This window comes from Desulfobulbus sp. (assembly GCF_031547805.1).
Lineage (GTDB): Bacteria > Desulfobacterota > Desulfobulbia > Desulfobulbales > Desulfobulbaceae > Desulfobulbus.
The window spans coordinates 58,593-72,970 of the sequence record NZ_JAVBRQ010000030.1; the positions used below are offsets into that span (position 1 = coordinate 58,593).

9 protein-coding genes are annotated in these 14,378 nt (G+C 54.4%); 6 read left to right on the forward strand and 3 right to left on the reverse strand.

Annotated elements, in window-relative coordinates; translation table 11 throughout:
• Positions 1 to 79 precede the first annotated feature (79 nt).
• Positions 80 to 2,107, reverse strand: coding sequence for an alkaline phosphatase family protein (locus RMR13_RS10710; protein WP_310600626.1), 2,028 nt, complete (start codon positions 2,105 to 2,107; stop codon positions 80 to 82).
• A 1,003-nt stretch (positions 2,108 to 3,110) separates the two neighbouring features.
• Between RMR13_RS10710 and RMR13_RS10715 the strand changes: the two genes are divergently transcribed.
• Both RMR13_RS10715 and RMR13_RS10720 read left to right on the forward strand, forming a co-directional pair.
• Positions 3,111 to 5,933, forward strand: coding sequence for a transporter substrate-binding domain-containing protein (locus tag RMR13_RS10715; RefSeq protein ID WP_310600627.1), 2,823 nt, complete (start codon positions 3,111 to 3,113; stop codon positions 5,931 to 5,933).
• Positions 5,911 to 7,329, forward strand: a complete 1,419-nt coding sequence (locus tag RMR13_RS10720; protein WP_310600628.1) for a sigma-54 dependent transcriptional regulator — start codon at positions 5,911 to 5,913, stop codon at positions 7,327 to 7,329. The genes RMR13_RS10715 and RMR13_RS10720 overlap by 23 nt, the downstream gene beginning before the upstream one ends.
• 254 nt (positions 7,330 to 7,583) lie before the next feature.
• On the opposite strand, the gene RMR13_RS10725 is transcribed toward RMR13_RS10720, so the two are convergent.
• Together RMR13_RS10725 and tsaA are read right to left on the reverse strand one after the other, a co-directional pair.
• Positions 7,584 to 8,447, reverse strand: coding sequence for an MBL fold metallo-hydrolase (locus RMR13_RS10725; protein ID WP_310600629.1), 864 nt, complete (start codon positions 8,445 to 8,447; stop codon positions 7,584 to 7,586).
• 287 nt (positions 8,448 to 8,734) lie between these two features.
• A complete protein-coding gene (tsaA, locus tag RMR13_RS10730; protein WP_310600630.1) occupies positions 8,735 to 9,280 on the reverse strand; it encodes a tRNA (N6-threonylcarbamoyladenosine(37)-N6)-methyltransferase TrmO in 546 nt (181 codons plus the stop codon).
• 382 nt (positions 9,281 to 9,662) lie between these two features.
• On the opposite strand from tsaA, the gene RMR13_RS10735 reads away from it, so the two are divergent.
• The 4 genes from RMR13_RS10735 to RMR13_RS10750 all read left to right on the forward strand — a co-directional run bounded on the left by RMR13_RS10735 (position 9,663) and on the right by RMR13_RS10750 (position 14,324).
• Positions 9,663 to 10,289, forward strand: a complete 627-nt coding sequence (locus RMR13_RS10735; protein WP_310600631.1) for a LysE family translocator — start codon at positions 9,663 to 9,665, stop codon at positions 10,287 to 10,289.
• Positions 10,290 to 10,381: 92 nt separating this feature from the next.
• Entirely contained in the window at positions 10,382 to 11,110 is a 729-nt protein-coding gene (locus RMR13_RS10740) for a class I SAM-dependent methyltransferase (RefSeq protein WP_310600632.1), read from the forward strand.
• A gap of 79 nt (positions 11,111 to 11,189) precedes the next feature.
• The gene (locus tag RMR13_RS10745; RefSeq protein WP_310600633.1) at positions 11,190 to 12,536 is read left to right on the forward strand and encodes a cyclopropane-fatty-acyl-phospholipid synthase family protein; all 1,347 of its coding nucleotides are present in this window, start codon (positions 11,190 to 11,192) and stop codon (positions 12,534 to 12,536) included.
• A 336-nt stretch (positions 12,537 to 12,872) separates the two neighbouring features.
• Positions 12,873 to 14,324: a diguanylate cyclase gene (locus tag RMR13_RS10750; protein ID WP_310600634.1), complete on the forward strand. Its 1,452-nt coding sequence runs from the start codon at positions 12,873 to 12,875 to the stop codon at positions 14,322 to 14,324.
• The last annotated feature ends 54 nt before the right edge of the window (positions 14,325 to 14,378 follow it).

Consider the following 14,378-nt stretch of genomic DNA (forward strand, 5'->3'; position numbering starts at 1 on the left):
ACTCCGAATGAATGGTGCGCCTCCCTCCCTTGCGTGGAGAGGGAAGCGCACCATTTTTGAGCAAGACAGGCCAACCAGTTTAGAATTCTTCCTCAAAAATCTGGTAGACCGGCGCACCTTCGCAGTGCTTGGGGAATCGTACTCCGCCCAAGGCGGCCGCGGTGGCAGCCACGTCGATTTGACGGATTATGCGATCGGTTTTGAAATTCTTCTTGATGCCCTTTCCTGCGGCGACAAAGAAGGGCGAGACAGAGGTGTCACTTTCACCCCAGGAGGTTGAGAGGCTATCGGCATGGTCCCACTGATAGCCTTCGGCCATAAAATAGACGATGTCGCCGCATTCAGGCCCGCCAAGACCGAAGTGAATGGCATCCTTGTTGCGAACGGCAAGGGCGATGACCCGCTTGCCAGTCTTGGGATGCCGGTAGCCGTAGAGCCGGCTCATGATCTCTTCCTCTACTTCGTACTTATCCTCGGGATCGACGATTCCGTGTTCATCGCGCCCCTTCAAATTGACGTAGATGTTCGTCTCTCTTTGGGCGATGGCGAGGGTGTTTTCCCAATCGATCTCGGGCAGACGATTGCCGTTTTCATCCCGCTTGCAGCGAGTGAGGCCGACTTCCTCCATCAAACCGACGTTGATGCCGAGTACATCGCCCATCAGGATGAAATCGTGCTTCGAACATACTTGCGCATGGTCGGAAACAAGCAGGATGCTCCAACCCTCGTCCAAATATTTCAGGAATTGTCCAAAATACCAGTCGGTCTGGATATAGATATCCTCCATGAATTTGTGGTATTCCTCGGGCGGCAGCTTGTTGTAGCCCTTGTCGGTCATGTAGCGAATGAACATATGCTCCTGAAGATCGATGGCATGGAAGTGCGAGAACACCACTTCAACCCCTTCATCGTCGATCAGGTGCTTGATTGCCTTGGCCTGCCAGTCGGCATTGACATACCAGCTGTTGAGCATGGCATCGTTGATCAGTTCCTTGCTCTGCTGCCCCAACATGGCGGTGGGCGGCGCATAGCCGGCCTGCTCGACAATTCCATCATAGATGCCGGCAGGATGGATACACTTGCGGATATCCTTCTCCATGGAGGCGGAAATCCAAATGCGCAGATTGGATCCGTCCGGTGCCAGCTCCAGCAGCTTCATGTTGCGAACGACCTCGACCCGCTTATCGTCCCGGATGCCCTCATCCTCGATACGATCGACGAATTTTCCCACAGGCAGAACCGCGACGGGCTCGGTTTCCTTCTTGGACTTATAGATGGCGACCCGGTCATAGTCGCCATTTTCGCTTTGAAGAACGAGGCAGGGGCGACGGAGCAAGCCGCCGGACAGCAACATGGTGATTTCCTTGGCACCCGCAGGAGCATTAGCCCAGCCGAAAGCATCGACAATGGGCGATTGGGCGATATTGATCGGCGCATCGGGAGTGGCCTGCGATCCATGAAATTTATCGATAATGATATTGTGATTTTCCATGGCCGCTGTTTTTTCCAGGATGTTATAGACATCCGCGTCGGGGATATCCATGCCCGTGATTGAACAGGGGGTGATGGCGCCTTCACTGACATTATTGAAGAACGTTGCCTCCGTGACCTTGGTATCGGCCCCAAGCACGGTATCGCCATCGAACTGGGCGAAACTCATGCCAACGGAACCGGGGCTGGTCCCATCGACAACAAGGAGATTCGGGCTGTCCGAAGATGGCGGCCAGGAAGAACCGGGCCAGTGCCAGACCAGGGTCTTTTTCCCTTCCTCGGCAAAGACGTTCCAGAGCTGTTCCGCCTTGCAGTTGCTTGAATCCAGACTGTAGCGAATCCAGTCGAGTCCCTTGGGAGAGGAAATGTCGAAACCGGTGATGCCATGCACGTTGGAGTAACAACCCGTGGCAAGGGTGGTCCACATCGGCGGGGTAACGGTGGGATGTCCACCCAGGAGCATCAGATCTTCGCGACAAGCTCCAGCATCGATAAATTTTTTAAGATTAGGCAACTTGCCTTCATCGATATATTTTTTTGCAAGCCGAGGATCGAATCCATCGCTACCAAGAACTAAAATTTTTTCAGAAACAGCAGGTCTTTTTACCTTTGACATGACAACTACTCCTGTAGTTTTTATTTTATGGATACATGATTACGATTCACACACCAGCTATTTTATTTTCTATTAAATTCTCCAGTTAAAACATTCCTCCTTCATTTTGTACTACTCGCAATTAACAAACAATTTTGTAGCAAATTCCTCGTTTATATCGGCATCAGTAACGATATTCTCGCCAGCGTTGACCTGCCCAAGCAAAGGGCGTGCCATTTTATATTTTGCAAAATTTATACGAAAGAACAGACAAAACGGACGGAACAACCCCAGGAGAATGCCGATTCGCTACCCTCCCGGCCCCAGCAGTTGATCAAATTCTGTACACGCTGTTCAGTTATTGATCAGACAAGTGGCCAATTTACGAGCACTCGACCAGTCGAATGTCGCAGGGAAAGCAGCTCGCGGGAACTTCCAGCCCGGCAGGCCGGAACAAGTGAAAGGAGAAAACAGCAACAAGAGACGTCTTCGCGCAAACAACGAGACGATGACGACACAAAGAGGAAAAGGGAAAAACAGGAGGTTGCGAACTAGATTGGCACCCTGAGAATGGCTGTCGGCAAGGACAGGCTCTCCGCGCGAACCATCCAACCAGGTACGGTTTATGCTAAAAACACATTGTCCGCCTCGCGCGTACCAAGGAGTCACCAGCAGCGCATACCGACGGCCATGGGCCGCAAGAACGGCACGATGCGCAAGGCGTGGGCGTGCATCGCAGGGTGCCGCACCGAAAGAAGAACGACCCGGGCTGCCCCCCTGCCGACAGGGAAGCAGCCCGTTGCACCCAAGGGCCACAGGGGCAACCCGAACCAGCATTGCCTCCTAATCCGATTAGGTATACTTTATCTTGAAAATCACGTGAAACTTTCCCGCGCCGCCTTGCCCGAAGGCAAATCTCGCGCGCGGCACCTTGACACAACAGCGACGATTGCCCCTTTGAGCCAGCGCCTATCACCACATATTTGCCCAACGACCCGGACACACCCTCCCTCTGGATGCACGAATGCCGCATAGAATAACCAACGAGTCACCCTGGCGTCGCAACCTCTGGTTGGCGCGCCTGATCCTGCTCCTATTGCTCCTGACACACGGTGCATGCACGACCCATGCGACTGAACACGAACACCTTGTGGTTGCCGGCCTGATCAAGGCTTATCCCTATTCGTACCTTGATGAAGATGGCGAACCGGCGGGCATCCATGTCGAACTCGCACAAGCTGTCGCCGAAGCTGCGGGGGTAAAGATAGAGATACGGCTGATGGAGTGGGACCAAGCCCTTCAGGCTCTTGAAAATGACCAGGCAGACGTTCTTTTAAGTGCGCTGTATGGCGAGAGTAAATCCTGGGAGTTGCTTTTTTCCGATGCGCATTCCACCATGGATATTTCTTTTTTTTCAAAGAAACAATCCACTTTTGCATATGAAAACATGACCCGAAGCCCGCATGACATGATTCAGGGCATATATTCTTTTATTTCTGATTACGAATCACTTAATTACATTCCGACATCATCGCGACTAAAAATATTAAAAATCAATGAACTTTTTAACAACCTAGAAGAAGATAAAATAGATGTTGCCATATGCCCTCGAGAGATAGGATTGGAATACATAAAAAATAACAAATTATCAGATATCAATATAAATAATTACCCCATAATAAGTAGAAAAGTTTGCTTCGCGTCAAAGAAAAATAATCAACAATTTATCGATAAATTAAATAATGGAATAAGAAAAATACAAAATACAAAAAAATATTACGATATAATAAAAACAAAATCAAAACCGATAGAATCGGAACACAAGTACGTATTCTCTGTTGGTAACTTTTTATTTCCTTTATTTTTGACTATTTTCCTCGTAACAGGTTCAATTTTTATAGAGAAGAAAAGGAAAATATTCGGCAGAGGACCTGGAGCAATCCTGCTAATAGTTTGTTTTTTTACTCAAATAGCCTTTATTATTTCAACATATTACAATGAAAGAAACGCAACGATTGAAAAAACATCCGACCAGATCCATACCATGGCCAATTTAAATGCAATGCTGCTTGTCAACCGCATTGACAGGGCCAAGGAAGGTGTCAAACACATACTCGCCGACCCCCTCTTCATCAATACGATTGCCTCACTCAAGGAAAACAACACCTTGCCGTTTGCCACGGATGATCAAATCGGAGGGCAGACCATTTATGCAATGAGACTCCGGCTCGTCGAACTAACAAGAGGATGGAGACGCAGCGAAGCCTCTCTCCTGGATAATGCCGGCCTGGTCTTGCTTTCTTCCAATCCAACGCAGGACGGCAGCGAATTGGGAGGCTTTACCGCACCACCGCAGAACAAGGGGGCCAAAGAGGGGCGGGTGCATGTCGACATCTATCGGCCCACTACAATAAAAGAGGCGTTTATCCAGCTCTATATGCCGCTGGACATGGGCGAGCAGGATTTCCCAGAGGAGAAAAGCCTCAACTTCGTGGTGCTGCGCATTCCGCTCAATGAATTTCTGGTGCCATTGCAATGGGAACTGCAGAGCATGGGCGGGTCGGGCGAGATCCTTTTGTTCCAGAATAACAAGGAAAAGCAGCGCTACGAGTGCATGAACGATGCCCGCTTGATCCCCGACGCACTTTCAGCTCTGCAGTATCCCTACCAGCCTTTGGCCGGGCTAAGCGCCCTGATCCAGAAGGCATTCCTCGGCAAAACCGGAGTCTCGCTGGCCGAGGATTACAGAGGCACCGAAGTGGTATGTGCATACCAACCCATCTCCTTCAATCAAAACGAGATACTCTGGGCGATGCTGGTGAAGCGGGATAAGCAGGAAATTCTTTTCCAGGAAAAACAATCGCTCCGGAACAGCATTATCCAAATCTTTTCTTTTGCACTGGCCGTTTCCCTTGTCGGCGTCCTGGTTGCCCGCTCCATGAACAGGAGGATCCAGAAGCTCGATGAGGTGGTGGCAAAAATAACCAAGGGAAACATCGAACTGGAGCCCACGATAGAAAAAAATGATGATTTGGCCCGCTTGGCGCGGTCGCTGAAGGAGTTGAACGCATACTGGAAAAAACGGTTTTCGTTCGCCAGCCACCTGTCCGGAATGGGGCAGTTTGCAGCCGGCATGGCCCATGAGGTGCGCACGCCATTGACATCGATAAAGGTGATTCTCCAATCACTTGAAATGCAGCTTTCGCTCGATGAGGACCAGAAAGAAGATTTCATTATCATGCAAAAAGAGATCAAACGGCTCAACGATTTGGTGACAAAATTTCTTATCCTGTCAAAACCTCCAGAATTACAGATAGGAACACTCGACCTGAACGCTTTGATGCAAAAAATAGTCAAGCTCATATATTCGAGAGCTGACAAAAATATTCATATTATTTTTAATCCATACCGTGAATCCATATTGATCAATGGTGATGAATCCCAGCTTTCCCAAGTTTTTTTGAATATATGCACCAATGCATTAGAGGCGATGGAAAATGGCGGCGTACTCAAGATTGATGTTATAGACTATACCAATGTCTGTGCCGAATTCAATCCGGAAAGAAGCGAGTCCGAACAGGATCAATTTATATTCCAAGGTTTCTGCGAGGTAGCAATTTCAGATACCGGATACGGTGTTCCCGAAGAAAATCAACTTGAGATTTTCAAACCTTTTTTTACCAACAAAAGAGGGGGAACCGGATTAGGGCTTGCCATTGCTTCGAATATAACAGAACGGCATGGCGGATTAATTCATGTTGAAAATAACCAGGATGGCGGGTGCACATTTAAAATAATGCTTCCATCGCAAACCAGGACAAAAGATGAGAAAAATATTAATCGTTGACGATGACAACATCTTGGCAAATTCACTGCGTAAGGCATTGTCCAAGCTGCATTATGACGCTGTCATCAGGGAAGGCGGCGAAGAGGCCTTGTCTTTTATTAAAAGCCAAGAGACCGATTTCATTCTTCTTGACAATAAATTGCCTGACATGACCGGACTTGAAGTTCTTTCGCATTTAAAAGAACTGAACGTGAAAGTTCCTGTTGTGATGATGACAGCATACGGCACCGAGGATACCGCGATTGAATCCATGAAGTTGGGAGCATATGATTACATAACCAAACCTTTCGACCTGAAAGAATTGGAAGGTATCATGGAAAGCGGATTCAACACCTATCGTCTCATGCAGAATATCGACGAAACGATCCCTTGCCTGGAAAAAGAATTTTGCGACGATCAACGAATGATCAGTGTCAGCAAAAAAATGCAAAAAATTTGCAAAATGATCGGCCAGATTGCAGAGACCGATCTCACTGTACTCATTCGCGGAGAGAGCGGGACGGGCAAGGAGTTGATAGCACAGTCGATTTATCAACACAGCCTGAGGAAAGATAAATATTTTCTTGCCGTCAACAGTGCGGCCATTCCGGAAGCACTACTGGAAAGCGAATTGTTGGGCCACGAGCAGGGAGCTTTCACGGGTGCCGTCAAAAGGAAAATCGGCAAATTCGAGCAATGCGACCAGGGGACACTCTTCCTGGACGAAATTGGCGACATGCCGCTTCCAATCCAGGCAAAGATTCTACGTGTTTTACAGTATGGTGAATTTGAACGCGTAGGCGGGACCGAGAAAATCAAAGTCGACGTAAGAATTATTGCCGCAACCAACAAACCCCTGGAAGAGTACATCCAGAAAGGCCTGTTCAGGGAAGATTTGTACTACCGGCTGGAAGCAGTAACAATCAACGTGCCACCACTCAGAGACAGAACCGAGGACATCAGACCTCTTACAGAATATTTTTTCAAGAAACATTCACAAAAAATAAATAACGGAGTAAAAAATATCCACAATACTGTTTTTAAGAAGCTGGAATCATACGGTTGGCCTGGAAATATAAGGGAACTTTCAAATACAATAAACAGAGCGGTTGCATTAACAAAAGGAGATATTTTAACAGATGAAAACATCATCCTTGGCGGATTAAAGTTAAACGATGACCATGTTGACTCGTCAACAAAATGGATAAATGAAATTGAAAACAAGATCAAACATGCCGTGGAAGCTGAGTTAAAATTATCAGAACACGATATAATGAATAAAATTCTACTCCCAATAGAAAAAATAATAATATACTTTGTGCTCGAAAAGTGTAACTGGAATCAGGTTCAAGCTGCAAAAATACTCGGGATGAGCAGAACAACCCTTCGAGAAAAAATTAAATTTTTTAAAAATTAGATTCTGATTTCAAAAGCAAATTATTCCTATGTCGATCTCGCCAATCGAACCCTGACGCAGCGACTATATTTGGTTTCTCTCATTTACTGTGCATTTGACATCCATGGCGCTCAACTTCATGCCTGCCAACAGGAACTGCATTGTCTCGTATCGATTTTTCCTTGTGGACACCTTCCCCCCGACAGATGAACGCTCTCGGCTTTGTGTTCGCTTTTGCCGTATCAGGCTTGAGACGTAATCCGAGGCACCCGCATTCACTGTTCGGCCGCCTCGAAGCGGCAGATCATGCCGGCCATGCCGGGACGGCAGCGCTTGCCGAACGCCCGGCGAAGGGCTTCGATCGCCGCCTCTCCGGTGCAGTGGCAGGGGACGATCCGGTCGGGCGCCAGCCGGTGCAGGGCGTCGGCGGTCTGTTCCAGCCGGTCGGAGCTCGCATTGAGCAGATGGAAACCGCCGATCACCGCCTGGATGCGCATGCCGTCGTTGAGGTGCTGTACCTGGCGCAGGGTATTGATCAGGCCGGCGTGGGCACAGCCGACGCAGACGATCAATCCGTCCCTGGCCCGCACCCACAGGGCCAGGTCGTCCTCGACCGGGTCGGGTCGGTGCCCGGCTCGATCGAGAAAAAAGGGGCCGCCGGCATCCTCGAAGATCGTTTCGCGGCCGATGGGACCGGTCAGACCCACGGTGGCACCGAGCCGCACGGGCTGCTGGACCCAGCGCAATTGCCCACGGGGAAAACGATCCAGGGCTTTCAGGGCCTCGGCGGGCATTTGCAGGGATTTGACCGTGCGGTTGCGGATGGAATAGCGAGGAGAGACCACGCCGGGATGGCAGTGGAGCGTACATCCCGGCCCCTGCTGCAGCAGCGACGCCAAACCGCCGCTGTGGTCGTAGTGGCCGTGGCTGAGCACGAGGTGATCCGCCCGGGTCGGCTCGATCCCCAGGATATGGGCGTTGGCCGGTAAAACCCCGCCCTGGCCGGTATCGAACAGGATGCGCCGGCCGTCGGTTTCCAGCCACAGGGCAAAACCGTGTTCGGCCTCAAGGCCCGCGCCGGCCTCGTTATCGACCAGGATGGTAATCCTGGTTTCCCCACCCACCGCATCCGAGTGCATATCCGCCTCCCGCCGCATGCCGCGCGTGTTGCCTTCGGCCTGAAGTTCCGGTGAAACGCCGCGGGCGGACCTGGGGAGGCAAGACAGGCGCTCCATCGGCCACAGCCCGGGCTCATGGCGAAGCGGCCGGTGCCCGGCACCGGCCTTGCCGTGGTACCCGATATCCTACCGCCACGATTTTATGCCTGCCACAAAAATGTCAGCATTTCGGTGGGTTCGCATTTTTTGCGGCAACGAACCGGCGGGCACTGGCGCGGCCGGTTCCGACCGGGCCGCCATACACGCGGTCAACGCGGCTTGATGTCGTAGGACCGACGGCCGAGGCGGCCGGCCGTGGCGTCGTCGACCTCGTCCTGCCAGCCGTTGCGGGTCGTGGCGACCCGATCGAACCGGGCGGTGTACGGCTTGATGTCCAACAGCGGCGTGCGGTCGAGGATGTCGACCCCGTTGAGGTGGAGAACAAGGCCCTCGACCGCGAGCAGTTCGACGATGCTCAAACCGATGGGGTTGGGCCGGCACGGGGCGCGGGTGGCAAAAACCCCGCGCTCGACATCCTGCAAGAAAGGCTTGACGCGCAGCCGCGCCGGTGCCGCCCGGTCGAAATGAAACAGCAGATAGAGATGGGAAAAACCCGCCAGGTCGCGCAACCCTTCGGCGAACTGGGGAAACAGCTCGACCCGCCCCGGACAGTCCCCGGCGTAGATCGGCTGGATCGGCGTCCGTCCGGCCTCTTGGTGTTCGCTGCGGATCATGCCGATGGGGGAAAAGACGATGCCCTGTTCCGCGATGTCCTTGTTGTCCCGCTCCACTGTCCCGTTGTCCCTGGTAGTCATTTCGTGCTCCCGATGATGCGGCTGGCGCGGCCAGACGTTGTGCAGCAAGGCCTGGCTCGCCTCTGCCCGCCCTTACCCGCCCTTGTCGGCCTTGAGCGCCGGCCGCGGCTGTTATTGATCCTTGTTCTTGCCATGCAGCATCGGCACCATTGCACCGCCTCCGCAACCGGGACGACAATTGCCCGCCCGCGTACCGGCCGATTGCCGGTCCATGGCACGTACGCCGATTGAAAAATCGCTGGAAAGACTTGAGCCCCAAGGCAAACTCTGGCAAGATGCGCAATCTTCTCGCACCTGATCCGACAGCCGCCGCCCAAGCCGGCGAAGACGGTTTCTGCCGCACGCTGCCGGGTTGCACCCTTGGTCGACACCGCAGGCCGCCATGATTCCATTCGATGTCCTTTTGCTGTTTACCACTGCCTCCGTGGCGCTGGCAATCGCGCCGGGCCCCGACAACATTTTCGTGCTCGCCCAGTCGGCCCTGCATGGCCGCAAGACCGGCTTGCTGATCACCTTGGGCCTGTGCACCGGGCTGCTGGTCCACATCGGCGCCGTGGCCCTGGGCGTGGCCGCCATCCTGCAAAAATCTGCGCTGGCCTTCAATGTGCTCAAGATGGTCGGCGCCGGCTATCTCCTCTATCTCGCCTGGCAGGCCTTCCGGGCCGGCGGCATCGAGCCGGACGGACGGGAAAATGGGCCCATGGGCAATTGGGCCCTGTATGCCCGAGGCATCGTCATGAACGTCACCAACCCCAAGGTGGCGATCTTCTTCCTGGCCTTCCTGCCTCAGTTCGCCGACCCGGCCCGTGGTCCGGTACCCTTGCAGATCGTCCTACTGGGCGCGGTCTTCATGGTCAGCGCCCTGGTGGTCTTCGGTTGCATCGCCTGGGCAGCGAGCCGCATTGGCGCATGGCTCCGGCGTTCGCAGCGCGCCCAACTGGCGATGAACCGGATCGCCGGCTCGGTGTTCCTGCTCCTGGCCGGCCGCCTGGCGCTGAGCAGGCAGTGAAGCTGCCGCGCCGCCGGGGAAGACGCTCGCCCACCAAATCGCCCATGCCGTCGGCCAAGGCGTGAGCGGCAACATCCATCCACTGAAACGCCATGTCCACCCCACTGTCGCAGAAATCCACCCTGGCTGAAATCGAACAACGCTTCGACCACGATGTCGACCGCTTTTCCAACCTGGACACCGGCCAAGTGGCGACCATCGACGCGCCCCTGGCCATGGAGCTGATCACCGCCGCCGCCCTGGCGGCCACGCCGGTTGTCACCCGCATCCTCGATATCGGCTGCGGCGCGGGCAACAATACGATCAAGCTGCTCCGCTGCCATGGCGGCAGTTTCGACTGCGACTTGAACGACCTCAGCATGCCCATGCTCATTCGGGCGCAACAAAGGGTCGGACGAGAGACCAGCGGCCGGGTCAACATCTTCCAGGGGGATTTCCGCACAGCTCCTTTTGCCGGCGAGGGCTACGACATCATCCTGGCAGCAGCGGTGCTCCACCATCTACGCGACGAACAGGACTGGCTGGCGGCTTTCGCCAGGATTCACAGCCTGCTCAGGCCGAAGGGTTCGTTCTGGGTGACCGATCTGGTCAGTCACGAAATCGAACCGGTGCAGCGGCTCATGTGGCGCCGTTACGGCGATTATCTCGAGGCCACCGGCGGCGAGGCGTATCGGGAAAAGGTGGTTCGCTATATCGACAGGGAAGATTCGCCCCGGCCAATCACCTTCCAGTTGGACCTGATGCGGCGTGTGGGATTCAGGTCCGTTGATCTTTTGCACAAAAATTCCTGCTTCGCGGCCTTCGGCGGCGTCAGGGAATAAGCCACGAAAAAAAAGCAAGCCGCTCCCCGGACCGTCCGGTACCGGGGAACTCCATCGACAATTATCACCATCCATGGCTATGCACAACCAAGCATCCGACAGCAAATACCTGGAAGCCGCCCGGCGGATTTTCACCCATGTAGCCGAAACAGCGGACGCTCGCATCAGTGTCCGCCTGTGGGACGGCTCCTTTGTCCGCCTGGGAGACAACGCCACCGAACAATGGCATATCGCGATCAAGGGCCCGGAGGTGCTGGGGACGATACTGCGGAAACCAACCCTGGAAAACCTGATCCGCCAGTACGCCTCGGGCAATATCGATTTCAATGGCGGCCCGCTCATCGATTTTTATGAAATGCTGCGCAGCCGCGGCCCGAGAACGCAGGGCGTGAGTTCCAGTCGGATCAAGAAACGCTTGAACAAATGGTACCTGTTTAAGCAGGCCCTGCCCCTCCTGCTCGCGCGCCAAGGCGACACCGCCATTACCCATCAATTCCGGGGCAACGACAGCGGGCGCGTCCAATCCGCCAGGGACGAGAAATCGTTCATCCAGTTCCATTACGACCTATCCAACGAGTTCTACCAGCTCTTCCTGGATCCTGAAATGCAATATTCCTGCGCCTACTTCACCTCCTGGACCGAGGAACTGGAGCAGGCCCAGCAGCACAAGCTGGACATGATCTGCCGCAAACTCCGCCTGCAGCCGGGCGACCGCTTCCTCGACATCGGCTGCGGCTGGGGCGGTTTGCTCTGCCACGCGGTTCAGCATTTCGACGTCGTCGGCCACGGGGTCACCCTGTCCCAAAAACAGTACGATTTCGCCGTGGAAAAAATACGACGACTGGGACTGGCAAATCGCATCACCGTTGAACTCCGCGACTATCGCGAGCTGAGCGGCGAGTACGACAAAATAGCCAGCATCGGCATGTACGAGCATATCGGTATCGCCAATTATACCGCCTATTTCAACAAGCTCTCTTCCCTGCTCCGCGACCGGGGCATCCTGCTCAACCATGGCATCACCCGGCGGGCCAAGCACAGCAAGTGGCAATTTGCGCGTATCACCCCGGGCAGGCGATTTATTCTCAAGTACATTTTCCCCGGCTCGGAGCTGGACCACATCGGACACACCCTCGCCAAGATGGAGGCCTGCGACTTTGAAGTACACGATGTCGAGGCATGGCGGGAACATTATGCCCTCACCACCAGACTGTGGTGCCAGCGCCTGGAGGCCAGGAAGGAGGAAGCGGTGCGGCTGGTGGGCGAGGAGCGCTTCCGGATGTGGATCGCCTATCTCGCCGGGGTTTCCTTCGCGTTCCAGGACGGCTCGCTGCGGATCTTCCAGACCGTGGCCACCAAGCACGACCGAAAAGGCCCCTCGACCATGCCGCTGACGCGGGAGCATCTCTACCTGTCCGCCCCCTGAACGCGCATCGCCCGCGGACCACTTTCTTCATGCCGGCCCACGGTTGCGGCCGAGGCCAAAAGCCGGGACAATCAACCGGAAAAAGTGGTTTTTTTGGTGGAAAGAGCCGGGAAAACACCGTCGCCCCGATCAAAAGTAATATCGAAATTGCACATCCTTACATGGAACCATCCGGAACTGCGGCGCACTCCGGCCCACCGCTTGGCACACCCCTGACATATAAATCGTTGCCCAATGAATCGATATTCAATAAAATCAAGAAAAATGACGCAGTTATAATGCGTCTTCGTCCGAAACAGACCAACCATCCCACACCGGGGCCGGGCCGGTATTGCCATGAAGGTCAAATCAACCATTTGCCTCAAGCTCTTTTTAAGCCATGTGCTCGCGGTGCTCATGGTATCGGGCAGTATTGGCACCTATTTCTACACCAGCGCGGCCAATACTTTAATGCACGGACTGAAAGAACGCCTTCAATCGAGCGCCGCCCTGATCAGCCAGATGATCGATGCCGAGGCCCTCGGCACCGTTGCCTCCCCGGCGGACGTGTCGCAGCGGGGATATATCGACACTCTGGAGAAATTGCGCTCCTTGAAGCGAATGAATCCGGACATCTCTTTTCTGTATGTCATGCGGCAGGCGGGCGAAGAAGTGTATTTCGTGGTCGATTCGGACGAAACCGCCAAACAGGCCCTGCCCGGCCAAAAATACGATCATACCTTCCCCAACCTGGTCGAGGGATTTACCAGCGTCACCGTCGACGAGGAGATCACCCTGGACGAATGGGGCGCCTTCTTGTCCGGCTATGCGCCCATCAAGAACGGCGGCAGCAGATATTTGGTGGGCATCGACATGCGGGCCGACCAGGTCTACGAAAAATACAAGGGCTTGCGCGTATCGGGGCTCATTTCCCTGCTCGCTTCGATTGCCCTGGCCTTTCTCTTTGCCAGATTTCTCTCGGCGAAATTCATTGCGCCCATCCGCTTGGCCATTGACCGGTGCACCGCCATTGCCGCGGGCAAGTTCGGCGAGCAGATCACCCTGCACACCCATGATGAACTCGATCAATTGCTCAAGGCCTTCAACGACATGTCGGCCGCGCTCGCCCACACCGAGTGCAAGCGCCGCGAGGCCTTCGTCGCCCTGCAGCGCGCCAAGGACGAACTCGAGATCCGGGTCAGGCAGCGGACCGCCGACTTGAAAGAAGTAAACAACCGGCTGAGCAATGAAATCGCCCAGCGCATCATTGCCCAGACCGCGCTCCAGGAAGCGGCAACCATCGACCCCCTGACCCGGCTCTACAACCGGCGGGCGATGATGGAGCATTTCGATCACGAGATTGGCCGCAACAAGCGCAATCATCTGCCGTTTTCAATTTTGTTCATCGATCTCGACCATTTCAAGAGGATCAACGATGCCAAGGGGCACGAAGCCGGCGACTGCGTGTTGATCGAGATCAGCATCCGCATGAAGAACATGCTTCGCAGCCAGGATTCCATCGCCCGCTGGGGCGGCGAGGAATTCGTGGTGCTCCTGCCGGAGGCCACCCTCGCCGAGGGCAAGATCGTGGCCGAAAAAATCCGGCGGGCCGTCGCCGACACCCCGTTTTATGCGCATGGCGAGGAGCTTTTTCTCACCGCGAGCTTTGGCGTGGCGGAATTCAGGCCGGGGTTGGACATCAGCCAGACCATCAAGGCGGCCGACGCGGCCGTCTATGCCGCCAAAATGAACGGCCGCAACCGGGTGGAGGTCGAGGGGGCGATCGCAAGGGGCAATCACCAGGATTAAGGGTGGATGCGGCCTGCCGTTTGGCTCTCCCCGTATGTTCCTCTCCGCGCTCCG